At 54.1% G+C, this 26332-nt stretch carries 23 protein-coding genes and 1 rRNA gene; 11 read left to right on the forward strand and 13 right to left on the reverse strand.

Annotation, left to right across the window (positions count from 1 at the left end; all coding sequences use genetic code 11):
• Position 1 precedes the first annotated feature (1 nt).
• The 13 genes from KDN35_RS16870 to rpmH form a co-directional block, all read right to left on the reverse strand.
• On the reverse strand, positions 2-844 hold the full coding sequence (locus KDN35_RS16870; RefSeq protein WP_171563903.1) for a ParB/RepB/Spo0J family partition protein: 843 nt from the start codon (positions 842-844) through the stop codon (positions 2-4).
• Positions 841-1599, reverse strand: coding sequence for a ParA family protein (locus KDN35_RS16875; RefSeq protein ID WP_171563902.1), 759 nt, complete (start codon positions 1597-1599; stop codon positions 841-843). Before KDN35_RS16875 ends, KDN35_RS16870 begins: the two co-directional genes overlap by 4 nt.
• 263 nt (positions 1600-1862) lie before the next feature.
• Positions 1863-2714, reverse strand: a complete 852-nt coding sequence (gene noc, locus KDN35_RS16880) for a nucleoid occlusion protein (RefSeq protein WP_171563901.1) — start codon at positions 2712-2714, stop codon at positions 1863-1865.
• Between the two features lie 593 nt (positions 2715-3307).
• Positions 3308-3853, reverse strand: a complete 546-nt coding sequence (locus KDN35_RS16885; RefSeq protein WP_230077580.1) for an MgtC/SapB family protein — start codon at positions 3851-3853, stop codon at positions 3308-3310.
• Between the two features lie 360 nt (positions 3854-4213).
• Positions 4214-4930: a 16S rRNA (guanine(527)-N(7))-methyltransferase RsmG gene (gene rsmG / locus KDN35_RS16890; RefSeq protein ID WP_171563899.1), complete on the reverse strand. Its 717-nt coding sequence runs from the start codon at positions 4928-4930 to the stop codon at positions 4214-4216.
• A gap of 12 nt (positions 4931-4942) precedes the next feature.
• Entirely contained in the window at positions 4943-6838 is a 1896-nt protein-coding gene (mnmG, locus tag KDN35_RS16895) for a tRNA uridine-5-carboxymethylaminomethyl(34) synthesis enzyme MnmG (RefSeq protein ID WP_171563898.1), read from the reverse strand.
• A gap of 45 nt (positions 6839-6883) precedes the next feature.
• Complete coding sequence (mnmE, locus tag KDN35_RS16900; protein ID WP_171563897.1) at positions 6884-8260, reverse strand: tRNA uridine-5-carboxymethylaminomethyl(34) synthesis GTPase MnmE; 1377 nt, start codon at positions 8258-8260, stop codon at positions 6884-6886.
• Positions 8261-8591: 331 nt separating this feature from the next.
• A complete protein-coding gene (locus tag KDN35_RS16905; protein ID WP_212133341.1) occupies positions 8592-9938 on the reverse strand; it encodes a helix-turn-helix domain-containing protein in 1347 nt (448 codons plus the stop codon).
• 235 nt (positions 9939-10173) lie between these two features.
• Complete coding sequence (jag, locus tag KDN35_RS16910) at positions 10174-10803, reverse strand: RNA-binding cell elongation regulator Jag/EloR (RefSeq protein WP_171563895.1); 630 nt, start codon at positions 10801-10803, stop codon at positions 10174-10176.
• Positions 10800-11567, reverse strand: a complete 768-nt coding sequence (yidC, locus tag KDN35_RS16915; protein WP_171563894.1) for a membrane protein insertase YidC — start codon at positions 11565-11567, stop codon at positions 10800-10802. The genes jag and yidC overlap by 4 nt, the downstream gene beginning before the upstream one ends.
• Before the next feature lie 40 nt (positions 11568-11607).
• On the reverse strand, positions 11608-11832 hold the full coding sequence (gene yidD / locus KDN35_RS16920) for a membrane protein insertion efficiency factor YidD (RefSeq protein ID WP_171563893.1): 225 nt from the start codon (positions 11830-11832) through the stop codon (positions 11608-11610).
• A gap of 7 nt (positions 11833-11839) precedes the next feature.
• Positions 11840-12208: a ribonuclease P protein component gene (gene rnpA / locus KDN35_RS16925; protein WP_171563892.1), complete on the reverse strand. Its 369-nt coding sequence runs from the start codon at positions 12206-12208 to the stop codon at positions 11840-11842.
• A gap of 399 nt (positions 12209-12607) precedes the next feature.
• Complete coding sequence (gene rpmH, locus KDN35_RS16930) at positions 12608-12742, reverse strand: 50S ribosomal protein L34 (protein ID WP_081656608.1); 135 nt, start codon at positions 12740-12742, stop codon at positions 12608-12610.
• Between the two features lie 568 nt (positions 12743-13310).
• Here rpmH and dnaA point away from each other — a divergent pair.
• The 11 genes from dnaA to KDN35_RS16985 all read left to right on the forward strand — a co-directional run.
• Positions 13311-14672, forward strand: coding sequence for a chromosomal replication initiator protein DnaA (gene dnaA / locus KDN35_RS16935; RefSeq protein ID WP_171563891.1), 1362 nt, complete (start codon positions 13311-13313; stop codon positions 14670-14672).
• A 214-nt stretch (positions 14673-14886) separates the two neighbouring features.
• On the forward strand, positions 14887-16026 hold the full coding sequence (dnaN, locus tag KDN35_RS16940) for a DNA polymerase III subunit beta (RefSeq protein ID WP_171563890.1): 1140 nt from the start codon (positions 14887-14889) through the stop codon (positions 16024-16026).
• Positions 16027-16056: 30 nt separating this feature from the next.
• Positions 16057-16272, forward strand: a complete 216-nt coding sequence (yaaA, locus tag KDN35_RS16945; RefSeq protein ID WP_029100576.1) for a S4 domain-containing protein YaaA — start codon at positions 16057-16059, stop codon at positions 16270-16272.
• 16 nt (positions 16273-16288) lie between these two features.
• Complete coding sequence (gene recF, locus KDN35_RS16950; RefSeq protein ID WP_171563889.1) at positions 16289-17407, forward strand: DNA replication/repair protein RecF; 1119 nt, start codon at positions 16289-16291, stop codon at positions 17405-17407.
• 12 nt (positions 17408-17419) lie between these two features.
• Complete coding sequence (gene remB / locus KDN35_RS16955) at positions 17420-17704, forward strand: extracellular matrix regulator RemB (RefSeq protein WP_171563888.1); 285 nt, start codon at positions 17420-17422, stop codon at positions 17702-17704.
• Entirely contained in the window at positions 17704-19629 is a 1926-nt protein-coding gene (gyrB, locus tag KDN35_RS16960) for a DNA topoisomerase (ATP-hydrolyzing) subunit B (protein WP_171563887.1), read from the forward strand. Before remB ends, gyrB begins: the two co-directional genes overlap by 1 nt.
• Before the next feature lie 215 nt (positions 19630-19844).
• On the forward strand, positions 19845-21032 hold the full coding sequence (locus KDN35_RS16965) for an MFS transporter (protein WP_212133343.1): 1188 nt from the start codon (positions 19845-19847) through the stop codon (positions 21030-21032).
• Between the two features lie 100 nt (positions 21033-21132).
• Complete coding sequence (locus KDN35_RS16970) at positions 21133-21675, forward strand: YdbC family protein (protein ID WP_212133345.1); 543 nt, start codon at positions 21133-21135, stop codon at positions 21673-21675.
• Between the two features lie 105 nt (positions 21676-21780).
• On the forward strand, positions 21781-24279 hold the full coding sequence (gyrA, locus tag KDN35_RS16975; protein WP_171563884.1) for a DNA gyrase subunit A: 2499 nt from the start codon (positions 21781-21783) through the stop codon (positions 24277-24279).
• 174 nt (positions 24280-24453) lie between these two features.
• Positions 24454-25551 carry an HD-GYP domain-containing protein gene (locus KDN35_RS16980; protein WP_212133347.1) on the forward strand — a complete coding sequence of 366 codons (1098 nt, stop codon included), beginning with the start codon at positions 24454-24456 and terminating at the stop codon, positions 25549-25551.
• A gap of 711 nt (positions 25552-26262) precedes the next feature.
• A 16S ribosomal RNA gene (locus KDN35_RS16985) occupies positions 26263-26332 on the forward strand; the annotation flags it as partial.

Here is a 26332-nt window from a genome sequence, read left to right on the forward strand (position 1 = left end):
GTTACTCCACATACAAAATGTCCAATATGCGCTGCAAGTCTTCCTGCGAGTAGAAGTCGATCTCGATTTTCCCCCGTTTGGTTCCCTTTTTAATCTTCACCGATGTGCCAAGACGGCTGCGCAAACGTTCCTCCAGTTCCATGAGCTGGGGTTCCTTTTTGGGCTTTTTCTTCTTCGGTGTTTCACGTGAAACATTCAGTTGTTTCACCATTTCCTCCAACTGCCGCACACTCAATCCCTTTTTGACGACATCATTGGCAAGCTGGAGTTGTACCGTTTCCTTTTCCACGGACAACAATGCACGGGCATGTCCCATCGACAGCTCTGACGCTGACACCATTTCGCGAATCTTTTTGGGCAGCTGTAGCAGGCGCAGCATATTGGCCACGTGCGGTCTGCTCTTGCCGATCTTTTGGGCCAACTGTTCCTGCGTATACGAATGATGAGCGATCAGCTTTTCGTACGCTTCCGCTTCTTCGAGCGGATTCAGATCTTCCCGCTGAAGGTTTTCGATCAGGGCAATCTCCATCAACTGTTGGTCGGAGTACGCCTTGACCACGGCGGGCACTTTTTTCAATCCGACCGATTTGGCTGCCCGCAATCGCCGTTCTCCCGCCACCAATTCATAGCCTTTGATGCTTTTTCGCACAATCAGCGGCTGAATGATACCGTGTTCCTTGATCGACTGAGCCAGTTCTTCGATCGCTGTCGGTTCAAACTCTTTCCGTGGTTGATACGGGTTGGGACGAATATCTCCGACGGCGATCTCCGTTACGCTCTCACCCTCTTCAATGAGATTGGACGTGATCAACGCGTTCAAACCTTTCCCTAAGCCCCTGCTCATACCCCTACCACTTCCTTCGCCAAGTCGGTATACACTTCCGCTCCGCGAGAGCGCGGATCATACGTGATAATCGCCTGTCCGTGCGACGGCGCTTCACTCAAGCGCACATTGCGGGGAATAATCGTCTTGTACACCTTTTCCTGAAAGTACTTCTTCACTTCTTCAATTACCTGCAGTCCCAGGTTGGTACGCGCATCCAGCATGGTCAGAACGACGCCTTCGATCGTCAGCTGAGAGTTCAAATGTTTCTGAACCAGGCGGATCGTGTTCAGCAGTTGGCTCAATCCTTCCAGCGCATAGTACTCACACTGGATCGGAATCAGCACCGAATCCGCCGCCGTCAGGGAATTCACCGTCAGGATTCCGAGCGAAGGCGGACAATCGATAATGACGTAATCGTATTTGTCTTTGACGACTTCCAGTGCCTTTTTTAACCGAACCTCACGCGAGATGGTTGGGACGAGCTCAATTTCCGCACCGGCCAATTGAATGGTAGCAGGGATGATCATCAGACCATTGATGTCAGTGGGCAACGTGGCATCTACGGGGCTGACATCATTGATGAGCACGTCGTAGATACAGTAGCGCACATCCGCTTTGTTCACACCAATCCCGCTGGTTGCGTTCCCCTGCGGATCAATGTCCACCAGCAGCACTTTCTTTCCCAACGTAGCCAAACAAGCGCTGAGGTTGACGGACGTGGTCGTCTTTCCTACGCCACCTTTCTGGTTTGCTACCGCAATGATTTTACCCAACTTCTCCACCTCATTTTTACACCATTCTACTAACCATGTTACCAGATTTAATCCAGAGTCGTACGCTGGAATTTAGAATTGAAACATTTTTCCACCCAAGGGCCCGAAGTGCCTCTTCGTCCTCCCAAATCATCAAAATGGGACGAGAGCCAAAAAGAAAGGCGGCTGTTGTCCGCCACCGTGTTCCTGCTTTACGGAACGATTCGATCATCGTGTCCTTTCCCCATTGGAAATCCGTGTGTACCTCTATTAGGTCTATTGTCTCATTTCCCTTCCATCCGTTTGGGAATGCGAATAGTAAATTGATAGTATTCCTCGTGGTCCTCTTCATTCGTCTCGACTGCCAGACCGGTCTGCAGCACCATGTCAATGGACTGACGCACCGTGTTGATAGCGATGCGCGCATCCCGGGAAAAAGCTTTCCACTTTGGCTTTGCCTCTTTTTCCTGTTTGGGTTGTTCTGCTGCCTCCAGGAGCTGCTTTACCCGCGTCTCCGTCTGCTTGACGTTCCATTCCCGCTCCAGAATTTCCTGCAGGACTTTGCGCTGCAAATCGGCATTCTTCAACGGAATCAAAGCGCGCGCGTGTCTCTCCGTCACTTTTCGGGTGAGCAGGGCATCCTGAATCTCCTGCGGCAAATGGAGCAGCCGCAGCTTGTTGGCGATGGTGGACTGCCCTTTGCCCAAACGCTGCGCCAGGCTTTCCTGCGTCAGGTTGTGCAGGTCAATCAGCTTCTGATACGCGATGGCTTCTTCAATGGCCGTCAAGCCTTCGCGCTGCAGGTTTTCAATCAAGGCGATCGAAGCTGTCTGGGTATCGTTAAAATCCTTGATAATTGCCGGAATACGCTCCATCCCCAGCTTTTTCGTCGCACGCCAACGCCGCTCCCCAGCGATCAACTCGTATCGGTTGTTTCGCAAGCGAACGACAATCGGTTGAATCAATCCATGCGTGCGGATGGTTTGGCACAGTTCATCGATTTTTTCGTCATCAAATACCGTCCGAGGCTGATATGGATTGGGTACGATTTCATCAACGGGTATTTGTCGTATTTCTTCATTGTCTGTTTTGTCCGTCAACCCGAAAATGCGAGAAAATGAATCTTTAACTGCCATGGTTTGCATCCCCCACTTCCAACCGTTCCATCAGCCGCTGTGCTAAACAAGACGTGACGATTCCCTGGTTGACAAAACTTCCGCCTGAGCCGTTCGACGCAGCCGTCATCATTATTGGATTTCGGAACATTTTCTTCCCGTATCGGTCTGGCGAGCTCACACGTTGCTGGGTTGGGTGATACGGTCGAAAGAAAAACTTTTGATCGTCTGATCGTCGCTTTTCAAAGCTGTCGATCCTTCTATTGTGAATGGTTCATCCTGCTGTTTCAGGCTGCGCATCACTGAAGCATTTGCGTGTTGAAACAGGAAGAACACCTGCTGGAGTAGTCCTTCCAAGAATGATCATGCTTCATCAGCCAAGCGTATATCTACTGCTCCAGGCAAATCATCGTGACGTGTGTTTATCTTTTTTTCTGAAACAGCAAAACAGTCGACGTCGTCTCTGTGATGCAGTCGAGTGCTTTTCCTGCGGATTTTTTACCAAATCGTTGACGCCGTGGCACATGCGTATCTGTCTTACAGTCTTCTTCTTTCCTAATTATTCTGCACGGTCCGTTTAATTCCTGCTGCGGAAACGTGTTTCACGTGAAACATCAATTACTGTCTTGCTTGTTTCCTTCCTGTTCCTGATGTTCGTATTCATAATCGTCATCTCCTGGCTCCTGCCGGCTCCGGAAGTTGAACAAATGGGGGAACAAGCGGTGGAAATCAAGCGTCAGATAAGCAAAAAATGCCGCAATGATTGCCGTGATGTACATGCCGGCGCTGAACATCAAACCGATGGCCGAAGCCACCCACATGCCCGCCGCCGTCGTCAGCCCTTTAACCGTACCATTAAACTTGATAATCGCCCCTGCGCCCAAAAAGCCCATGCCGGTAACCACCTGGGCGGCTACGCGGCCTGGATCGTTGTTTACACCACTGCTCGAAAAGCCGTAGATGGAAGCAAGTCCAAACAGGCATGAACCGAAGCAGACGAGACTGTACGTGCGGAATCCTGCTCCCCGCTGCCGATTGGCTCCTCTGATGAAACGCTCTCGTTCCAATCCCATAATGGCTCCGGTCACAAACGCCAAAAACAGTCGAAGCAAAATCGTAGGCAGTTCCGGCGGGAAAAAAGTTGCATGAAGCGTATCCATTTCCCTCTCAACCTCCCGTTCATGCTATCGTCTCTTGCGAAAAAAGACTGCTTTCTTTGAAAGTATGCGGACTAATCGGCTTTTATCAATGAACGGCTGTCCGCTTTAAAAAAGCACTGGCGGCTCACTGGGCCAAACATGTTTTTTTCAGTACAGGCGGAGGCGATTCCGGTGTCCCCAACGGTGTTCCCAAGCCTGCCAGCAGACAGATTCGATTCGGCTGATTCTTCACCATGCGTTTGCCGCTTGGGCAGCTTGCAATCATTCCCCTCTGCCAAAAAAGGGCCACAGCGTTGTGCCATAGCCCTCTGGTCTCCAATAACGTCGGTGATCCCGCAGCCGCCCCGCTGCCGCCTGCTTCTACAGCAGCGGTTTTTTGGCAGGGGTGCCCGGCTTGCGCGGATAACCTTTCGGGGTGGCGCCCAGTTTTTCAATGATGACGATGTTACGCTCCCCCGCTTCCTCCACCAGTTGAAACGTCTCTACTTTTTTCGTCTTGCCGCCCAGGGTCTTGATTGCCTTTTTCGCCTCGTTCAGTTCCGGCGAGATATCGGCTCCCTTCAACGCGATGAAATGACCGCCGACGCGGGCGAACGGCAGGCAATACTCGGCCAGCACGTTCAGACGAGCGACCGCGCGGGCCACCACGAGATCAAACGACTCCCGATACGCCGCTTCCTGTCCGCGCTCCTCCGCCCGGCCGTGGACCGGATATACGTCTTCCAGACCAAGTTCGGCGGCAACGTGATTCAAAAAGGTCATCCGTTTGTTCAGCGAGTCAATGATGGTCATCTTGAGATGAGGAAAGCAGATTTTCAACGGGATGCTGGGAAATCCCGCCCCTCCGCCGATGTCTGCCACAGACTCCACCTGATCAAAGGAAAAGTAGAAGGCAGGCGTAATCGAGTCGTAAAAATGCTTCACGTACACCTGTCCTTCTTCGGTAATCGCAGTCAGGTTCATTTTTTCATTCCACTCCACCAGCAGGCGGTAGTACGCGTCAAACTGCTCCAACTGGCGGGCGGACAGCACGATGCCCTTTGCTGCCAGCGCCTCGGCAAATTGCTCCTTGTTCATGCCTTCGTCTCCTTACTCGGCCGTTCTCACGCGATTGTACTGCTCCAGATATATCATCAATACGGAGATGTCTGCCGGGTTTACGCCGGATATGCGGGATGCCTGCCCGATATTCAGCGGACGGACTTTGCTCATTTTTTCCTGCGCTTCTTTGGACAAGCCGGAGATTTGATGGTAATCAATGTCGTCCGGAATACGGCGTTCCTCCATCTTTTTCATCCGTTCCACCTGCTGCAGCGACTTGCGGATGTAGCCGTCGTACTTGATTTGGATTTCCACCTGCTCTGCCACATCTTCCGGCACTGGTTCCGAAGTCGGCACCATTTGGATGATGTGCTGATAGGTGATTTCCGGACGGCGGAGCAGTTGGGCCAGGTCGGTCACTTCCGTCAATTCCGGTGTACCGGCCGCGCGCAGCACTTCCTGCACGTGCGGCATATCCGGACGGACGCGGGTGTTCATGATTCGTTCCTTTTCCTTCTCGATCAGTTCCCGTTTGCGGCAGAACTTGCGATAGCGCTCTTCGCTGATCAGGCCGATCTCGTAACCGATGTCGGTCAGGCGCAGGTCAGCGTTGTCGTGTCGCAGCAGCAGCCGGTATTCTGCCCGGGAAGTGAGCAGCCGGTACGGTTCATTGGTTCCTTTGGTCACCAGGTCGTCGATCAACACCCCGATGTACGCCTGTTCCCGCCCCAAAATGATCGGCGGTTTTCCCTGTACTTTTCGCGCTGCGTTAATCCCGGCCATCAAGCCTTGGCCGGCTGCCTCTTCATAGCCGGACGTACCGTTGATCTGACCGGCTGTGAACAGCCCTTCCACCAGTTTGGTTTCCAACGACGGCCACAGCTGTGTCGGCACAATCGCGTCGTACTCGATGGCGTACCCCGGCCGCATCATTTTTACATTTTCCAGGCCGGCCATGGAACGCAGCATGGCCAACTGCACGTCTTCCGGCAAGCTGGTGGACATCCCCTGCACGTACATCTCTTCGGTGTGACGTCCCTCCGGCTCCAGGAACACCTGGTGCCGCGGCTTGTCGCTGAAACGCACCACCTTGTCCTCGATGGACGGACAATAGCGCGGCCCCGTTCCCTCGATGATGCCGGAGTACATCGGCGCGCGATGCAGGTTGTTGTTGATCATCCGGTGTGTTTCTTCATTGGTATAGGTCAGCCAGCACGGCAGTTGATCCATGATAAACTCGGTGGTCTCGTACGAAAACGCGCGCGGCACGGTGTCGCCGGGCTGAATCTCCATCTTGGAGAAGTCGACGCTGCTCTTGTGCACACGCGGCGGCGTCCCGGTCTTGAAGCGAACCATCTCAAAGCCCAATTCCTGCAGATGATAGGCGAGACGGATCGACGGCCGCATGTTGTTTGGACCGCTTTCGTACTGGAGATCGCCCAGAATGATTTTCCCGCGCAGATACGTTCCGGTGGTCAGGACAACCGCTTTCGCCGAATAGCGGGCTCCCGTCTGCGTAATCACCCCTTCGCAGACGCCGTTGTTGACGATCAGCTCATCCACCATCGCCTGACGCAGGACCAGGTTGGGAGTCTGCTCAATCGTGTGTTTCATCTGATGCTGATAGGCAAATTTGTCTGCCTGCGCGCGCAGGGCGTGAACAGCCGGACCTTTGCCCGTGTTCAGCATCCGCATCTGAATGTGCGTTTTGTCTGTATTTTTGCCCATCTCTCCGCCCAAGGCGTCGATTTCGCGTACGACATGCCCCTTGGCCGGCCCGCCGACAGACGGGTTGCACGGCATAAAGGCAACCGCATCCAGGTTAATGGTCAACAGCAGCGTGCTGCATCCCATGCGCGCCGCCGCCAACGCTGCCTCGCAGCCGGCATGACCCGCACCAATTACTATGACGTCATACGATTCCGCTTCGTAGGTTGCGTTCATGGTTTTCCTCCTTACTCTCCAGTATGGGCGCACTCTCTTGTTTTTTCACTTGCCCAGACAAAACTGGGAGAATATCTGGTCGATCAAATCTTCGCCCACACTCTCTCCGATCACTTCGCCGAGCAATTCCCACGCCTTTTTGATGTCGATCTGCACCATATCGATCGGCATCAGGTTGTCGATGCCGCTGATCGCATCGTCAATGGCCTGTTCCGCCTGGCGCAGCAGTTGAATATGACGGGCGTTGCTCACGTAGGTCAGGTCGTCCTGCTGTACGCGGCCGCTAAAAAAGAGATCGGCAATCGCCTGCTCAAGCTGATCAATGCCTGTCTCCTCCCTGGCCGAGGTCAGGATGAGCGGCCGATTGGGGAAGTGCCGTCTCACTTCATCCAGGTCGATGCGTTGCGGCAGGTCCACCTTGTTGATGATGACGATCACCTGGAATCCTTTGGCCGCGTCAAAAATGGCGTAGTCGTCAGGCGTGAGCGACTCGTTGTAATTGAGCACCAGCAGCACGAGATCGGCTTGCTGCAGCAGTTGCCGCGACTTTTCCACGCCGATCTTTTCCACGATGTCCTCCGTCTCGCGAATGCCGGCTGTATCAATTAAGCGCAGCGGCACGCCGCGCACATTCACGTATTCCTCGATGACGTCCCGGGTCGTGCCCGCCACGTCGGTGACGATCGCCTTTTCCTCCTGCACCAGGCTGTTCAAGAGCGACGATTTGCCGACATTGGGCCGGCCGATAATCGCCGTGGACAGCCCCTCGCGCAGGATCTTTCCTTGTCGGGCCGTCTGCAGCAGTCGGCCGATCTCCTGTTTGACCTCTGTGCATTTTTCGCGCAAAAAGTTCTGCGTTACTTCTTCCACATCGTGCTCCGGGTAGTCCAGTGTCACCTCGATGTGGGCCATGGCCTCAATCAGGTTTTGCCGCAGCTTGCGAATCAGCTGGGACAGTTTCCCCTCCACCTGGTTGAGCGCTACTTTCATTGCCTTGTCCGTCTTGGCGCGGATCAGGTCAATCACCGCTTCGGCCTGGGACAAATCGATGCGTCCGTTCAAAAACGCACGCTTCGTAAACTCCCCGGGCTCCGCCAGGCGAGCACCGTTGTCCAGTATCAGCTCCAGTACCCGTTCCACGGACACGATCCCGCCGTGGCAGTTCACCTCCACCACGTCCTCCCGCGTAAACGTCCGCGGTGCACGCATCACCGAGACCAGCACTTCTTCCACTCGCTCGCCGGTCTGTGGATCGTACAGATGTCCGTAATGAATCGTGTGGCTGTCCACAGTGGACAACTTCCGCTTGCCCCGGTATATCTTATCCACAACTTCGATTGCGTCCGGGCCACTGACGCGAATCACCGCAATCCCGCCCTCCCCCATGGGGGTCGCAACCGCTGCGATGGTGTCAAATTCCACGCTGTTTCACCTCAAGCTTTCCGCTGACGAATCAGTACTAACTTCTTAGCATAGCAGAACCACCTGCAAAAATCCAAGCACGAAACGCTTTGCTCACCCTTTTCGAAGAATCATCCACATCTGGACATGCCGTTCCCCTGTTCTGTACTACACGCGAGATTTCCTGCCCGGCACGTTATCCACAGTATGGTCGACTGAAACGGCATCCAATCGCACTATCCACAGGCGCATCATCCTTCATGAAATCGAGAAAACAAAAAAAAGACCCTCACAACAAGAATCTGCATTCTTATTGCAAGGGGATAGAGTAATACATCAGCCAATACGAGTTCTACGTTGGACACCGCTTTTCATCTGTACGTTCGTGCGGTTCCGCCGACAGTTGTTCCGCAGCTTGAGCCTGCAACACTTCAACAGCTTGGCTTCCCCGATATGGACTCAACTCTTTCACAATGATTTCCATATGTTCAAATGATAAATTTCTTTCATTCATGCGATGATATTCAATAAAAAGACCGATACAGGCGGCCACCTTCGCGAAGGAGCCTAATTGCCGATAATAGCTGATGCTTTTCAACAGGGTATCGAATCCTTCCGTAATCTGTCCGATCGAGATCTGACATTTTCCTTTTTGCACATGATACTTGGCTGTTTGTTTGATCCGTTGCGGGTGAGAGGTGATGTCGGCAGGAAAAAACTGATCTTCAGCAGCGATAAGTTCTTTCATCAAGTCGTTTCTGCCGGTCTCCAGGCAGACGTCCAGAAGATCGGTGACAACGTTGATGCGCCCGTCGCGTTCTGCTTCCTGCAGGCACTCTTGATAAAGCGCAATCGCTTCTTCGTGCTGTCCTTTTTTTGCGTAAAGCAGAGCCCGAAGATGTTTTTTGCGGAAGTCCGCAAATTTGCTGTTTTCGTACTCTTTCAAGTACACCTCGGCAAGTACGAGATCACCCAGGTCAAGATATGAATTGACGATGGCGATCAAAGCGGAGGCTTTTTGCCTGCTGTCTTCGTGATCTTCCCGAATGCATTTGCTGCACAATTCAATGCAATCGTAATAATGGTCCAAAACGTAGGCATGTACGCCCAGTCGAAAATACGCCGCAATCCGCTCTGCCGGCTGAAGCCATTCAAGGTAATGCAGCATTTCTTTTCCTCTTTGATACGTTTCTTCCAAGCGAGCGAATTCGTCCCGCTCAAGTAAGTACCGCTCATAAAGCCCCTTCGCCAAGTAATAGGGAATCCCATTCTTTCTGGTATATTCAATGAGCACATCGTACAATACCAGTTTTATGGCAGGATCGTCCGTACCATTTGCCGTTTGGAAAAGGTGGTCGAGAGCAAGAAATGTTTGCATTTTGGGGGTGTCCAGCAATTTTTGGGCTGCCTTTTCGATGACGGTTTTGTTATTGTGTGCGATGGCTTCTTGGAGCAGGAATTTCAATGTTTCCGCCCGTTCTGTTACATCCAGATACGTACTGATTACCAATCCGTAGGGAATATGTAATGCGTTCCCGATCTTTTTCCAGGTGGCAAAGCTGGGCCGTTTTGTTTCCCCGGATTCAATCCGAGACAGGACGCTCCTGCTGACGCCTGCCCGTTCCGCCAGTTCATCAACCGTGATATTTTCCTGATACCTGTATCTGAGAAGCACATCTGCAAAGTCTCCAAACCCCATGGCAGAAGCCCCCTAGCTAAACGTTAGGAATTTTTCCCATGCATTGCTTACAAGCGTGTACTCCCATACTTACTGGCGGGAAACGTTCTCTACTTTCCTTATCGGTTATCATCCTTCGTCTTCTAATGTTTTACGCAAAAAAAGTGAAAAGGGAGTCACGGCGAACAAATGTAAGCCAATGCTGCTACCATGCCGTCTGTCACCCGGGCGACTTGCCGGGCATAAAAAAAGAAGCCTACCGGGAGGCTTCTTTAGGCGCGATCACGATGCAGCGGTTGGGTTCGTCCCCTTCGCTGTAGGTGACTACATCCGCTCGCTTTTGCAAAAACGAGTGAATCACTTTCCGTTCCGCAGCCGACATCGGTTCCAGCCGGACGGAGCGCTTGGTGGCGACAGCCTTCCTGGCCACCCGCTCGGCCAGCTGCTCCAGCGTTTCCTTGCGGCGCGTGCGGTAGTTTTCAGCATCGAGAATGATGCGGACGTGCTTGTCCGCATGGCGGTTTGCTACGACATTTACGAGATACTGTAGAGAGTCTAAGGTCTGTCCCCTGCGGCCGATAATGATTCCCAGGTTGGTCCCCTGTATGTCAAACAGGACGCCGTCTTCCCCGGGACGCGTTTCCACGCGGGCGTCCACGTTCATGTTGGCCAGCACATCCTGCAGAAATGCGAGGCCCTGATCCACCGGATCGACATTGACCTCCACTTCCACCTTGGCGTCCCGCGAACCGAACAGCCCAAACAATCCCCTGCTCGGCTCCTCCAGGACGCGCACGCTCACCTTGTCGCGTGTGACGCCCAGTTCTTCCAAGGCCTTACGCACAGCATCGTCAATGGTTTTTGCCGCAGCTACCACCTTTTTCACTTGGAGGTTCCCTCCTTAGGACGCGGCGCTTTGGGCGCTTTGTTTGTATCGCGATACAGGAAATACGTCTGCACAATCGTAAACAGGTTGCCGTACACCCAGTACAGGGAGAGCGCGGACGGCAACGTCACGGCGATCGCCAGAATCATCAGCGGCATCATGATGGTCATCAGCTGCATCTGCGGATTGTTCTGCACCGCCGATCCCATCATCTTGGACTGCAGATACGTGGTAATCGCCGCCACGATCGGCAGGATGTAGTACGGGTCCTTTTCCCCCAGCGACATCCACAGGAAGGTGTGGTTCTTGATTTCTTCCGTACGGATAATCGCGTGGTAAAACGCAATCAGAATCGGCATCTGCACCAACAGCGGCAGACATCCGGCCAGCGGATTTACGTTGTGCTTCTGGAACAGCACAAGCGTTTCCTGCTGGGCCTTTTGCGGATCGTTTTTGTACTTCTCGCGGATTTTTTGCAGTTCCGGCTGAAGCTCCTGCATTTTCTTGGAACTCTTGATCTGTTTGACCATAAGCGGCAGCACGAGCAGGCGGATGATGATGGTGGCCACCAAAATCCCCAAACCGTAACTGCCCCCCAGTACCACTGCACTCTCTTTGATGAGCCAGGACAGCGGCCAAACAAAATACTTGTCCCATATGCCGGTGGCGTCAGGACCGATCGGCGCAGCGGCCTGAGGGTTGCAGCCCGACAGAATCAGTACCAGCAGGGCCAGCATGGATATGCTGAGGATGCGTCTTCTCAAAGGATGGTCCTCCTTTTCCCTGATTCGGTTGTTCACGTAGTTACGAATGGCGTTGATCCGGCACAGGATCAAATCCGCCCGGATGAAACGGGTGGCACTTCAACAGGCGGCGCAGAGCCAACCAGCCCCCCTTCCACGCCCCGAAGCGGCGAATGGCCTCGATCGCGTAGTGCGAGCAGGTGGGCGCAAACCGGCATGTAGGCGGTTTCAACGGGGACAGAAACAGTTGGTATCCGCGGATCAGCCATATCATTAAGCGCGCCATTACCGTTTCACCCTCTTTTTTGGTTATGTACGGGTGTATGTCTGATCACCTTGGCTCGTTTCATCACGTGCAGGAGCGATTGTTCAATCGCGTCCAGTGTCATCGCTTCCACGCCGGGTCGAGCGATGATGACCAGATCCACGTCCGGCGGGATGACGCCTTCCAATCGGCGCACCGCTTCGCGGATCAACCGCTTGACCCGGTTCCGGATCACGGCGTTGCCGATTTTTTTGCTGACGGAAATCCCGGCGCGAAACACGGCTTGTCCCTCCTGTTTGGCACAATACAGGACAAACTGTTTGTTTGCCGCCGAGTTTCCCTTTTGAAACACTGCCTGGAAGTGCTCATTTTTTCTGAGCCGATGCGAACGATGCAAGGTAAACATCCCCTAACATCATAATTATAGTAGAAAACGTATGCAGCATCTACCAGTATATCCTGGTTTCGCCCACTTTTTTCCCCGTCCGGCCGATCCTCCCGCGCGCGCACAGATGTTTTGCGTCCATCCCCCGCGCAGATACATCGTCCAGACAGGCCCAAGAAAAAAGCCGGTCCCATCCCTCTCGCGTTTCAATGTCCGTACTCCTCCCGGTCGTCCCTAAAACCCTCTCCCGCTCGGCCATACCAGCGGTGATCCGGTCGAGCGCGTTCTCTCCGGGCAGTTCCTCTCAAGGAGCGGCACCGATCGGCGCCAGTTGCGGACACAGGTCCTGCGGTCAAGTGATGTCCCGACTGATACTCATCACAATACAAAAAAGGCCACTGTAGCTGTGGCCTATGCGGAAAGCACTTTTCTACCTTTACGACGACGGGCTGCCAAGACCTTACGGCCGTTTTTCGTGCTCATACGCTTGCGGAACCCGTGGTCCTTTTTGCGTTTGCGATTATTTGGATTAAACGTTGGTTTCATTCCTATACACCTCCGTCCTCAAAAGGCATTCTTTCGCATTATAAAGAGATTTGCCTAAAAAGTCAAGCAGACCGGCCAGCGCCGTCAAAAGGGAAATTATCCCCACAAAACTATTTCCCGTCCTGTGGATATCATTTTATCCACACTCGCAGATTTCGACAAGGTTATCTACAGCTTGTACACAAAATATAGGGGTGTGAATATGTCCCCAATACCAGTGGTTGTGTTTGTGGATAAGTGCGAAAAAACCATTGATACCGTGCCTTTTATCTGTTATTATGTTTTTGTTTTGGAACGTGTATAACTCCATTGGGACAATCAGATTTTCCACAGCATGTGGATAAGTTTGTGGACAGCTTTCCTCAGTTGTGAATGATTGTATTCACAATGATGCGAATAACGTCTACTTTTTTTCGCTTCTCTGCGCGAAATCCCTATTTTTCGACTATATTTTATCCACAGTCGACACGCTGTACTTGTGTTGAACATTTATCCTATTGGTCATCCGCCATTCCGAATCTTTTCATTCATCATTTCATATTCGTTTGCCTGAAAGGAGGGATTCCGGTTGGATGCAGCGATTAGCGAGCTCTGGCGAAAGGTACTCGCCAAAATAGAAAAATCGCTCAGCAAACCAAGTTTTGATACCTGGCTCAAGGCGACCAAAGCGAGCACACTGGAGGAGGACGCGCTGATTGTCATAGCGCCCAACGACTTCGCCAGGGACTGGCTGGAAACTCGCTACTCTCAATTGATCACCGATACACTCTATGAGGTTACCGGCGTAAATATGAAAGTGATTTTCGTCGTCCAGCAAAATACGGACGGCGCCTTTGCCGAAGAACAGCCGGCCCCCCGAGTGAAAGTATCCGCTCCTCCAGCCAACACCGATGACCAGCCTCCCAGCATCCTGAATCCCAAGTACACGTTTGACACGTTCGTCATCGGTTCCGGAAACCGGTTTGCCCACGCTGCATCGCTCGCCGTGGCAGAAGCGCCGGCCAAGGCGTACAACCCGCTGTTCATCTACGGAGGAGTCGGATTGGGGAAGACTCACTTGATGCACGCCATTGGCCATTACGTGATTCAGCACAATCCCTCAGCCAAAGTGGTGTATCTATCGTCGGAAAAGTTTACCAATGAGTTTATCAACTCGATCCGGGACAACAAGACTGTTGAATTTCGCAACAAATACCGCAGCGTCGACGTGCTGTTGATTGACGACATTCAGTTTTTGGCCGGCAAGGAGCAGACGCAGGAAGAGTTCTTCCATACGTTTAACGCGCTGCACGAGGAGAGCAAGCAGATTGTTATCTCCTCCGACCGTCCGCCGAAAGAGATCCCCACGCTGGAGGATCGCCTTCGCTCCCGCTTCGAATGGGGACTGATAACGGACATCCAGCCTCCTGATTTGGAAACGCGGATTGCCATCCTGCGAAAAAAGGCCAAAGCGGAAAACCTGGACATCCCCAACGAAGTCATGATTTACATCGCCAACCAGATCGACAGCAACATCCGCGAGCTGGAAGGCGCACTGATTCGCGTCGTGGCGTACTCGTCCCTGATCAACCGCGACATCGACACCCATCTGGCGGCGGAAGCGCTGAAAGACATCATCCCGTCTTCCCGTCCGCGGGTGATCACGATCATGGACATCCAGCGCGCAGTCGGCGAAGCGTTCAACCTCAAGCTGGAAGACTTCAAGGCGAAAAAGCGGACCAAATCGGTAGCGTTTCCACGACAGATCGCGATGTATCTGTCCCGCGAGCTGACGGACGCCTCGCTGCCCAAAATCGGCGACGAGTTTGGCGGCCGCGACCATACGACGGTCATTCACGCGCACGAAAAGATTTCCAGAGCGCTTGCGACCGATCCGCAGCTCCAGACGACGATCCAATCGTTGATCGAAAAGCTGAAAGCCAACCACTAACCTGTGAATTGTGAATAACGCCAAAAGCCTATACACAACTTACCCACATGTGTATAGGCTATCTTTTACGTCAGAATTGGGGATATCCACAAACCCACAGGGCCTAGTACTACTCCTGTTAAAAAGATAGATCCTAATAAGATATGAAAGAGACACGGGCATTATGCACAGCAGGCCCAAAACGAGATGGCAGGAAAAAGGGAGGTTTACGGTGATGCACATTACCGTTCAACGCGACAGACTGGTGAACGCCGTTTCGCACGTCAGCAAGGCAGTATCCAGTCGGACGACGATTCCGATCCTGACCGGGATCAAGATGAGAGCGGATGAAGAGGGACTGACGCTGACCGCAAGTGATTCCGACGTCTCCATTGAAGTGCTCATCCCCACGGAGGAAGGAGACGAATGGGGGGTAACTGTTCACCAGCCGGGAAGCATTGTGCTGACTGCTCGCATTTTCAGCGAAATTGTACGAAAACTGCCGAGCAATGAAATTCACATCATGGTGGATGACCGTCTGGTGACGCAAATCCGTTCCGGCCAAGCGGAATTCACGATCAACGGGATGGACGCAAACGAATTTCCGCAGCTGCCGCAGCTGGAAGAGGACAAGGTGTTCAGCGTGCCGGGCGATTTGTTGAAAGCGATGATTCGCCAGACTGTGTTTGCCGTGTCCACGTCTGAAATGCGGCCGATTCTGACCGGATTGATGTGGTCGCTGGACCGCGGCCAATTGAAATTTGTCGCGACTGACAGCCACCGGCTGGCCAGCCGCACGGCGATGGTGGAGTGCCCGGAAGAGCTTTCCTTCCACAATGTGGTCGTACCGGGTAAAAGCTGCAACGAATTGGTCAAAATATTGGATGATGACCAACATCCGGTCGACATCGTCGTTGCTGACAACCAGATCCTGGTGAAGTCGAAGCACATTTTGTTCTACTCCCGTCTGCTGGAAGGAACGTATCCGGACACGTCCCGGATCATCCCGCAAGGCTGCAAGACGGAAATCACGGTCAGCACAAAGGAATTCCTGCAGTCGATCGAGCGCGCATCCCTGTTGAGCCGCGAGGGCAAATCCAACGTAGTGCGCCTGATGACACTGCCGGACGGCAGCGTGGAGATCACCTCCAACGCGCCGGAGATCGGGAAGGTGACGGAGATTGTCGCGCCCAAGTCGCTCAACGGCGAGGATCTGAAAATCTCCTTTAACGCCAAGTACATGATTGACGCGCTTCGTTCCATCGACAGCAGCGAGATCAAAGCCAGCTTTACCGGCCCTATGAGCCCGTTTGTCATCTGTCCGACCGATCATGACTGGATGCTTCACCTGATCCTGCCGGTCCGGACCTACTAGGTAGTATTGGAAAAGGAAAGGAGCCCATCCATGCGAGAGGTGTCCATTCAAACCGAGTACATCGCCCTGGGCCAGTTCCTCAAGCTGGCCGACATCATCGACACCGGCGGGATGGCCAAAGCGTTTCTCGCCGAAGTGCCGATCTTGGTCAACGGCGAAGAGGAAAACCGGCGCGGCCGCAAGCTGTATCCCGGCGATGAGGTGACGGTCGAAGGGCACGGCCGGTTCAAAGTAGTGCGCCGCTGAGAGGAGAGCCTGATTCTTGTTTCTCAAGAACCTGTCGCTAACTCATTTTCGCAATTACGACGCGCTGTCCCTCACGTTTGACGGCCCCATTCAGCTGTTTATCGGCAACAACGCGCAAGGCAAGACCAACGTGTTGGAGTCCATCTACGTTCTTGCGCTGGCCAAATCCCACCGGACGTCCCGGGACAAGGAACTGATCGCTTGGGATGCCGATTTTGCCGCCATCCGCAGCGACGTCGAGCGCCGCACCGGACCTGTTCGGCTGGAGCTGCAGTTGACCGCCAAGGGAAAACGGGCCAAAATCAACGGGATGGAACAGCAAAAATTAAGCGAATACGTCGGAGCACTCAACGTGGTCATGTTCGCCCCCGAAGATCTGGGAGTGGTCAAGGGGGCGCCTGCCCAACGGCGCCGGTTTATCGACATGGAAATCGGCCAGGTGTCTCCGACGTATCTGTACTATTTGAGCAATTACAACAAGGTGCTGGCCCAGCGCAATCAACTGCTGAAAGACCTGGCGATGAAGAAAAGTAACTCGCTGGAAATGCTGGCAATTTGGAATACCCAATTGGCAGAATTAGCGGTAAAATTGTTACGGAAGCGTTTTTCGTTCATTCGGAAGCTGGAAACGTGGGCTCGCTCGATCCACGCCGGCATTACCGACGGCAAGGAAACGCTCTCTTTGCATTATGAGAACAGTTCGCCGGTGACGGAAGAGATGGCCGTGGAGCAGGCGGTTGAAGCGATGCTGGCCGCCTACGAAGAGGTGTTTGACCGGGAAATGGCCCGGGGCAGCACGCTGATCGGGCCGCACCGGGACGATTTCAGTCTGAAAGTAAACGGCATGGACGTACAAACGTACGGTTCTCAGGGACAGCAGCGGACCAGCGCGCTGTCGATCAAACTGGCCGAAATCGAGCTGATCAAGGAAGAAGTGGGCGAGTACCCCGTTCTTCTGTTGGATGACGTGCTGTCTGAATTGGATGAACATCGGCAGACGCTGCTGTTGGAAACCATACAAGATCGCGTTCAGACGTTTGTAAGCACCACGGGTGTGGAAGGCTTAAAACATCAGGTTCTCCAGCAAGCCTCGCGTTTTTACGTGCGGGAAGGGAAAATCTCCGGGGAAAGGTAGGGAGAACAGGTTATGTTTATACACATTGGTGGCGATACTGTGGTGAGCACCAAGGACGTAATTTCGATTCTCGACCACCAGTCTGTCAAATCGTCAAAAGTGAACCAGGCGTTTTTGCAGGCACGTCGCAACATGGTGGTGGACCAGGGTGTGGAGGAGACGAAATCGTATGTCATCACCAAGGATGCCGTCTACTGTTCGCCCATATCTTCCCTGACGCTAAAGCGACGCGCTCAGTTCGTGGACAGCTTGGAGCAGGTTCCCGTACAAGCTGAAGTGGAGGAGTTGACAGAGTAGTGGACCAGGTAACGACAAAGGATACGAATTACGACGCCAGTCAGATCCAGGTGCTGGAGGGCTTGGAGGCGGTGCGCAAGCGGCCCGGGATGTACATCGGGTCAACCAGCAGCCGCGGTCTGCATCATCTGGTGTGGGAGATTGTCGACAATTCCATCGACGAAGCGCTCGCCGGATACTGCGACAATATCGAAGTGGTGATTCACCCGGACAATTCTGTCTCCGTGACGGACAACGGACGGGGGATTCCTACGGGCATCCACGAAAAGACCGGGAAATCGACCGTAGAGACCGTTTTGACCGTCCTGCACGCCGGGGGGAAATTCGGCGGCGGCGGGTACAAGGTGTCAGGCGGTCTGCACGGCGTGGGCAGCTCGGTGGTGAACGCGCTCTCCGAGTGGTTGGAAGTGGAAGTGAAACAGAACGGCAAGGTCCACTTCATGCGCTTTAACGTCGGGGTCCCGGAGGCAGATCTGGCGGTTGTCGGAGAAACCACAGAAACCGGTACCAAGGTCACCTTCAAACCTGACCCGACTATTTTTACCGAAACGACCGTTTTTGATTACGAGGTGCTGCAGAAGCGCATCCGCGAGCTGGCCTTTTTGAACAAAGGGCTGCGCATCACGTTGAAAGACGAGCGGCCCGGCCAGGAGCGGGAAGAGTCGTTCCACTACGAGGGCGGGATCGTGCAGTTTGTCGAGTACTTGAACAAGAACCGCGAACCGCTGCACGAAGAAGTCATTTACTGTGAAGGGGAAAAAGACGGGCTGCACGTAGAAGTAGCCATCCAGTACAACGACAGCTATATAAGCAACATCTACTCCTTTGCCAACAACATCAACACGCACGAGGGCGGGACGCACGAGTCCGGCTTCAAGACGGCGCTTACCCGCGTCATCAACGACTACTGCCGCAAGTTCAACTTCCTGAAGGAAAAGGACCCCAACCTGTCCGGTGATGACGTGCGCGAAGGGATTACGGCGATCATTTCCGTGAAGATCCCGGAGCCGCAGTTTGAGGGGCAGACCAAGACGAAGCTGGGCAATTCCGAGGCGCGCAGTGTGACCGAGTCCGTATTCGGCGACCGCTTTGCCACCTTTATGGAGGAAAATCCGGCGGTAGCCAAGCGGATTGTGGAAAAAGCGCTGATGGCGGCGCGGGCGCGGGAAGCGGCGCGCAAGGCGCGCGAGCTGACCAGGCGGAAAAGCGCACTGGAGGTAAGCGCGTTGCCGGGCAAATTGGCCGATTGTTCGTCCAAGGACGCGTCCGAGTCCGAATTGTTTATCGTGGAGGGGGACTCCGCGGGCGGTTCGGCCAAAGCGGGACGGGATCGCCACTTCCAGGCGATTCTGCCGCTGCGCGGCAAGGTGTTGAACGTGGAGAAATCCCGTCTTGACAAGATTCTCGCCAACAACGAGATTCGCGCGATCATCACGGCGCTCGGCACGGGTGTCGGCGAAGATTTTGACATCTCCAAGGCCCGCTACCACAAAGTCGTGATCATGACGGACGCAGACGTCGACGGTTCGCACATCCGGACGCTGCTCTTGACGCTGTTTTACCGCTATATGCGGCCGCTGATCGAGGCGGGCTACATCTACATCGCTCAACCGCCGCTGTACAGCATCAAGCAGGGCAAGCAGATTTACTACGCATACAACGACAAGCAGCGGGACGAAATTCTGGCCACGTTGAAGAGCACCCCCAAACCAAGCATTCAGCGCTACAAGGGATTGGGCGAGATGAATGCGGACCAGCTCTGGGAGACGACAATGGACCCCGAGGTGCGCACTCTGCTGCAGGTCAGTCTGGAAGATGCGATGGAAGCCGACATGGTCTTCGAAACCCTGATGGGCGACGATGTGGAGCCGCGGCGCGAGTTTATCGAGCAGTATGCTGCCACGGTGCGGGATCTGGACATTTAAGGAGACGATTTTCCATGCCGGATAGATGGAACCTGTTTTGTAAGGCCGGCATGCGTATGTTTAGCAAACCGAAAAAGCTTGTCCCAAATGGGGCAGGCTTTTTTTGTTGGGCAGAGACGACAGCGATGACGCTGCACTTCGTACGTTGACATTTTTAAACTTACAAAATAATAATGTATTGTAAGTGATATATCCTACTCGCTGGAGGGGAAACCATGAACCAAACGGAACCGCTTTGGACGAAAGATTTTGTGCTGTTGGCGTTCTCCAATTTTTTTCTTTTCGTCGGGTTTCAGATGCTGATTCCGACGCTTCCGCTGTTTGTGACCGAACGGGGCGGGGACCAGTTGGCTGTAGGTCTGGTCGTCAGCCTGTTTACGGTGTCCGCCCTGATCGTTCGTCCGTTTGCCGGGAAAGCGCTGGATTCGGTCGGACGGCGGCCGGTCTTGCTGGTGGGGCTTGCCTTGTTTCTGCTGTGCGTGGCCGGTTATTACTGGATGGCGACGGTCGCTCTCGTGTTGGGGCTTCGGTTTGTGCATGGCATAGGCTGGGGAATTGCCACGACCACGTTCGGCACAATCGCTTCCGATCTGATTCCGGCTGCGCGGCGAGGAGAAGGAATGGGGTATTTCGGGATGTTCAGCAGCCTGGCGATGGCGCTTGGACCGTTGGTGGGGCTGTGGCTGGCGCAATCGTTCGGATTTGGCTGGCTGTTTTTGATCTCGTCGGTTTTGACCGCATTGGCCATGCTCCTGTCCAAACCGGTGAAAATGGCAGCACCGGCCGGCGCCGGTCGGCGGCAGCCTGAGACAAAACGAAGTGGACTGGTGGAGCAAAAAGCGCTGTTTCCGTCGCTGCTGGTGCTGTTTCTGGGCGTCACGTACGGCGGCATTGTCAGTTTTATCACCTTGTTCGGCCAGGAAGCGGGGATCGGCAATGTCGGTCTGTTCTTCCTGTTCAACGCGCTGTCGCTGATGCTGATTCGGCCGGTTGCCGGGAAACTGTTTGACCGAAAAGGGCACCTCTGGGTGCTGCTGCCCGGCGGTATTGTGATGGCTGCGGGTCTGTTGATTTTGTCGTACAGCACGACGTCCTTTGGGCTGATTGCAGCGGCCATCCTGTTTGGCAGCGGGTTTGGCGCGGTTCAGCCGTCGCTGCAGGCCTGGACCATCCACCGCGTTTCGCCTGAACGGCGAGGGGCGGCAAATGGCACCTTTTTTTCCGCGTTTGACCTGGGGATCGGAGCGGGGGCGATGCTTTTGGGCGCAGTCGCCAAAGCAATCGGTTTTGCCCTGATGTATCGCTGCTCCGTCATCGTGATTTTGCTCTATCTGATCATCTATCTGGCGTACGTGATCAAGGAGCGGCGTCGACATTCCCATCTGCAACCCGGTTCGTCCTGAGAAGGTCCGGGTTTTTTTGCAAGCACCGGTTTTATGAACAGACGGCCGTCTGTTGGTGATTGGCCTGTGTGACAGGACACAAAGAAGCGGGGGGTGTGTCATGCTCATCAAATGGATTGCGTGTCAGGTGAGGGAGGGCCAACAGCAGTTCTTTTCCCGGGGGCAGGAGCAGTGGAGAGCCGTCAGGGAGGTTGACGGCTTTCTCGGCCAGGCCGGCGGGTGGAATGTCAGCGACCCGGCCGAGGCTGTCATTCTCGCTTGTTGGCGGGATGAAGCCGCTTACCGGGCGTTTATGGCGAACCACCACGACCCGATTTTTGCCAAAACTAGGCAGCAGCAGACGTATGAGCGCATCCGCGTGGAGCTCTATGAACGCGTTCTCGACATGCCGGGGACGATGGAAAACGTGCTCGACGCGTTGGCGGTTGGGAAATGGCTGCGGCTGGAACAGCGGCCTGTTTTGCCAGAAGCGGACTGCCTGGCGGGTTGGCCGGGGGCTGCCGCCGGTGTGGCGGGAAAAGTCGTGAAGGATGGGGGGCGTTTTCTCATCGCGACGGTGTGGGATGCTGCCCAACCGGACCGGGAGGGGACATCCGGGGCGATCATCGCCCCGTTGGAGGATGCCTGGCTGGTGCTGCCGTAAGACCGGAGACTGGTGACGCAATGCGTTTGCGAGAGATTTTGGACGTGACCTCTTTCTGTATGGTATAATTACGTATTGCGATAACCAGTTGGAGGTTTACCCTTTATGGCAGAAGAAACAGCTCGGTTTCCCAAAGTTGATATTAGCCAGGAAATGAAAGAGTCGTTCATCAGCTATGCGATGAGCGTAATTGTCAGCCGGGCGTTGCCAGACGTCCGCGACGGGCTGAAGCCGGTTCACCGGCGTATTTTGTATGCCATGCACGACATGGGATTGACGCCGGACAAAGCGTTCCGGAAGTCGGCCAACGTCGTTGGTGAAGTAATGGCCAACTACCATCCGCACGGGGATTCTGCCATCTACGAAACGATGGTTCGGATGGCGCAGGACTTCAACATGCGCTACATGCTGGTCGAGGGACAGGGCAACTTTGGTTCCGTGGACGGTGACCCGGCAGCGGCGATGCGGTACACCGAATCCCGCCTGTCCAAGATTGCTCTCGAACTGCTGCGCGATATCGATAAAGAGACTGTCAACTTTACACCCAACTACGACGGCCGAAAAGAGGAGCCGGTCGTACTGCCGTCCCGTTTTCCCAATCTGCTGGTAAACGGTTCGGCGGGGATTGCCGTGGGCATGGCGACCAACATTCCTCCGCACAACCTGAGCGAAGTGATTGACGGCGTCGTGGCCATGATCGACAATCCGAACATAACGGTTCAGGAACTGATGAAGATCATCAAGGGGCCCGATTTTCCGACTGCCGGGGAAATCCTCGGCTACAGCGGCATTCGCCGGGCGTACGAAACGGGCCGTGGCTCGATCATCATGCGAGCCAAAACGACGATCGAAGAAGACAAAGGGAAACCGCGCATCATCGTGACGGAAATACCTTTCCAGGTCAACAAGGCCAAACTGATCGAAAAAATTGCCGAGCTGGTACGGGAAAAGAAAATCGACGGCATCACCGACCTGCGCGACGAGTCGGACCGCAAAGGGATGCGGATCGTCATCGAGCTGCGCCGGGACGTGGTCCCCAAAGTCGTTTTGAACAACCTGTTCAAGCATACCCAGATGCAGAGCACTTTCGGGGTCAACATGCTCGCGCTGGTGGACAACCGTCCACGCGTGTTGAATCTGCGGGACATGTTGTACTACTACCTCCAGCATCAACGGGAGATCGTCCGCAGACGGACCGAGTACGAGTTGAAGCAGGCGGAAGCCCGCGCTCACATCTTGGAAGGGCTGCGAATTGCGCTGGACCACATCGACGAGATCATCAGCCTGATCCGTGGATCGCAAACGGCAGAAGAGGCCCGCGACGGACTGATGTCCCGTTACGGATTGAGCTTGGAACAGGCTCAGGCGATTCTCGACATGCGCCTGCAGCGCCTGACCGGTTTGGAGCGGGAAAAGATCGAAAACGAGTACCAGGAATTGCTGGCGAAAATCGCCGAACTGCGCTCCATTCTGGCCGATGAAGGCAAGATTTACGCGATCGTCCGTGGAGAGCTTCTGGAGATCAAGGAGAAGTTTGGCGACGAGCGCAGGACCGTCATCACATATGACGAAGAGCACATTGAGGATGCCGATCTGATTCCAGAAGAAGACGTGGTCATCACGCTGACCCATGACGGCTACATCAAGCGCCTGCCCGTCTCCACCTATCGTGCGCAGAAACGGGGCGGCCGTGGTGTACAGGGCATCGGCACCAAGGACGACGACTTTGTCGAACACCTGTACATCACCAATTCGCACGACCACATCTTGTTCTTTACCAACAAGGGCAAGGTATACCGCCTGATGGGGTACGAGATTCCGGACCTGAGCCGCACAGCCAAGGGCACTCCGGTGATCAACCTGATCCAGATCGAAAAAGGCGAGCGGGTCAACGCGGTCATCCCCGTCAAGGAACTGGGCGGAGACGCCTACCTGTTCTTCGCTACGAAAAAGGGAATTATCAAACGGACCGAGCTGTCGGCGTTTGAGCATATTCGCAAAGGCGGCCTGTTTGCCGTCAACCTGCGGGAAGACGACGAACTGATCGGCGTTCGCCTCACCGACGGCCACCAGGAGATCATCATGGGGACCCGCAACGGCATGTCTGTTCGCTTCAAGGAAAGCGATGTGCGGACGATGGGCCGAAGCGCGACCGGTGTCAAGGGCATTACGCTGGACGAGGACGATGACGTGATCGACATGGATGTCGTGAAGCCGGGGGCGGAAGTGCTGATTGTTACGGCGAACGGCTACGGCAAGCGCACCCCGATTGACGAGTACCGCCTGCAGTCCCGCGGCGGCAAAGGCATCAAGACGCACAACGTCACGGAACGTAGCGGACACGTTGTCGGGTTGAAAGTGGTCGAACCGGAAGAAGACCTGATGATCATTACCACGTCCGGCATCATTATTCGCACCGAGATCAAAGGCATTTCGGTAATGGGCCGCTACACTCAGGGCGTCAAACTGATACGCCTTGCTGAAAACGAGCAGGTCGTCTCCGTGGCCAAAGTGCCGCCAAGCGACGACGAGGATGACGGCAGTCATGAAGGGCAGCAGCCGGAAGCAGACCAGTCTGCCGGCGAGCCTGAGGAGCAAGAATAATCGTTTTGCAGATTGGATAGATGGGAAGGTTGTTCCACTATGCTGGAACGCCTTCCTTTTTTCTTATTTCGTGGAAATTTGATCGCATTTTCCTATAAAATGAATTTTCATTGCCATGAAAATGGGAAAAGAGTACTATAACAGTAACAATAAACCGATGCGGAGGGTGGAACATTGCCCATCATTCATGTGAAGAATCATGGCAAGAATGCAACAGTTGGCGTAAAGCTGGCAGAGGATGTAACCACGGCGTTGGGTGGCTTGCTTTTTCCCAAAGGGACTGTTTTGTACGAGAGAGAATGGGAGATTCTCGAAGCGTTCATGATTGAGCAGGTGCATGTGGAGGACGACCATGCGGCGGGCATTCAATGGTCAGATGATCAGCCGGCTGAAGCACAGCCGGTCAGCGAAGAGACGAGCAGCGAGAAGCAATCGTTTCGACAGTCGTTCAACAAGGCGGTCGCCGCTTTGAAAAATTTGCTGGTAGGGGTGGAAGGGGGGCAGAACATTCCCGTCATGGAAGTGCGGGAAGTGATTGCGCCGCTGCTCCGGCAGGTTCAGGATCAGCCGGAAATCCTGTTTACCCTGAACAGCATGTCCCGTGTTGACAGCTATGCGTACGAACATTCGATCGCGGTCGGTCTGATTTCGTACATGATTGCCAAATGGATGAAGATTCCAGAAAGGGAATGGATGCAAATCGCGCTGGCCGGAACGCTTTTGGACGTGGGGAAAACCAGGATTGACCGCCGGATCTTGCAAAAACCGGACAAACTGACCCGGGACCAGTTTGAGGAGATGAAGAAGCATACGGTGTATGGGTACCAGATTATCAAGGCCTCTCCAGGCTTGAACGAAGGCGTGGCCCTGGCAGCGCTGCAGCATCACGAGCGGGAGGACGGCTCGGGGTATCCGCTGGGGTTGACGGGCAATAGGCTGCATCTGTACAGCAAAATTGTGGCCGTCGCCGATGTTTATCATGCGATGTGTTCTGATCGCGTTTACCAAAGGGCGATCCCTTCCTATCTGGTGACGGAACAACTCCTGCGGGAAAGCTTCGGCAAACTGGATCCGTATATCGTACTTACATTTGTAAACGGTATTACCCGTCTAGCTGTTGGAACGATTGTGGAATTGAGCGACGGCAGCATCGGCAAGGTGGTCTTTACCGACCGCAGCCAACCGACACGTCCCATGGTGGAGACGGGCGGGCGGATCATCAACCTGGCAGAATCGCGTCACTTGTCCATCGTTAAGGTAATCAAGTGTTAGTCACGGAGGAACGGAGAGATCCGTTCCTCTCAGCGTGTAGACAAAGTCCGCGGCGCATGGGAGATCGGGCCCGCTCGCTCGCTTGACGCCCAGCAAAGAAGCGGATGAAGTCCGCTCCAAAACGAGACGCGGGCAGGGGACAAACATCTGGGTGTTTCGATGAAGTGAGACTTGTGTCCCCTGTTGATTCCCGTGTCTTCGTTTTTCCGCTGAGTCGGTCGTCAAAGGAGCTCGCTTGGCCCATCCCGCCATGCGATGCACATTGTCTTCCGCTTCGGATGATGAATGGGCAGGCCTTTCGGCCTGGAAATCATTTTCTTATGGACACTTATACAATGAACCGTTTGTCTTCAGTCAAGGAGGAACGGAGAGATCCGTTCCTCTGTTTTGTATAGCGTGTATGACAGACGTTTTTATTAAGGGCGAAAAAAGTGATGTATTTATAAATTTTTCTATTGCGTTTATCCAGCAAACGTGTTAGTATACTTCTTGTCGCTTCAAACGAGAGGCGAACAGCAAGAAAGCAAGAACATCGATTGATAAAAAAACTCTTGACTTCGTGTTGAATGACTGATACAATGTTGAATTGTCGCCGCTGATGATTGGGCGGCTGACCAACTGGAAATGTTCCTTGAAAACTGAACAGCGAATGCGTCGAACGAGCCTAGCAATTCCTTTCTCTTTAAAGAATGCTAACGATTCAACTCAACTTTATTGGAGAGTTTGATCCTGGCTCAGGACGAACGCTGGCGGCGTGCCTAATACATGCAAGTCGAGCGGG

Origin of the sequence: Brevibacillus sp. NL20B1 (assembly GCF_018195675.1) — a bacterium.
Lineage (GTDB): Bacteria > Bacillota > Bacilli > Brevibacillales > Brevibacillaceae > Brevibacillus > Brevibacillus aydinogluensis.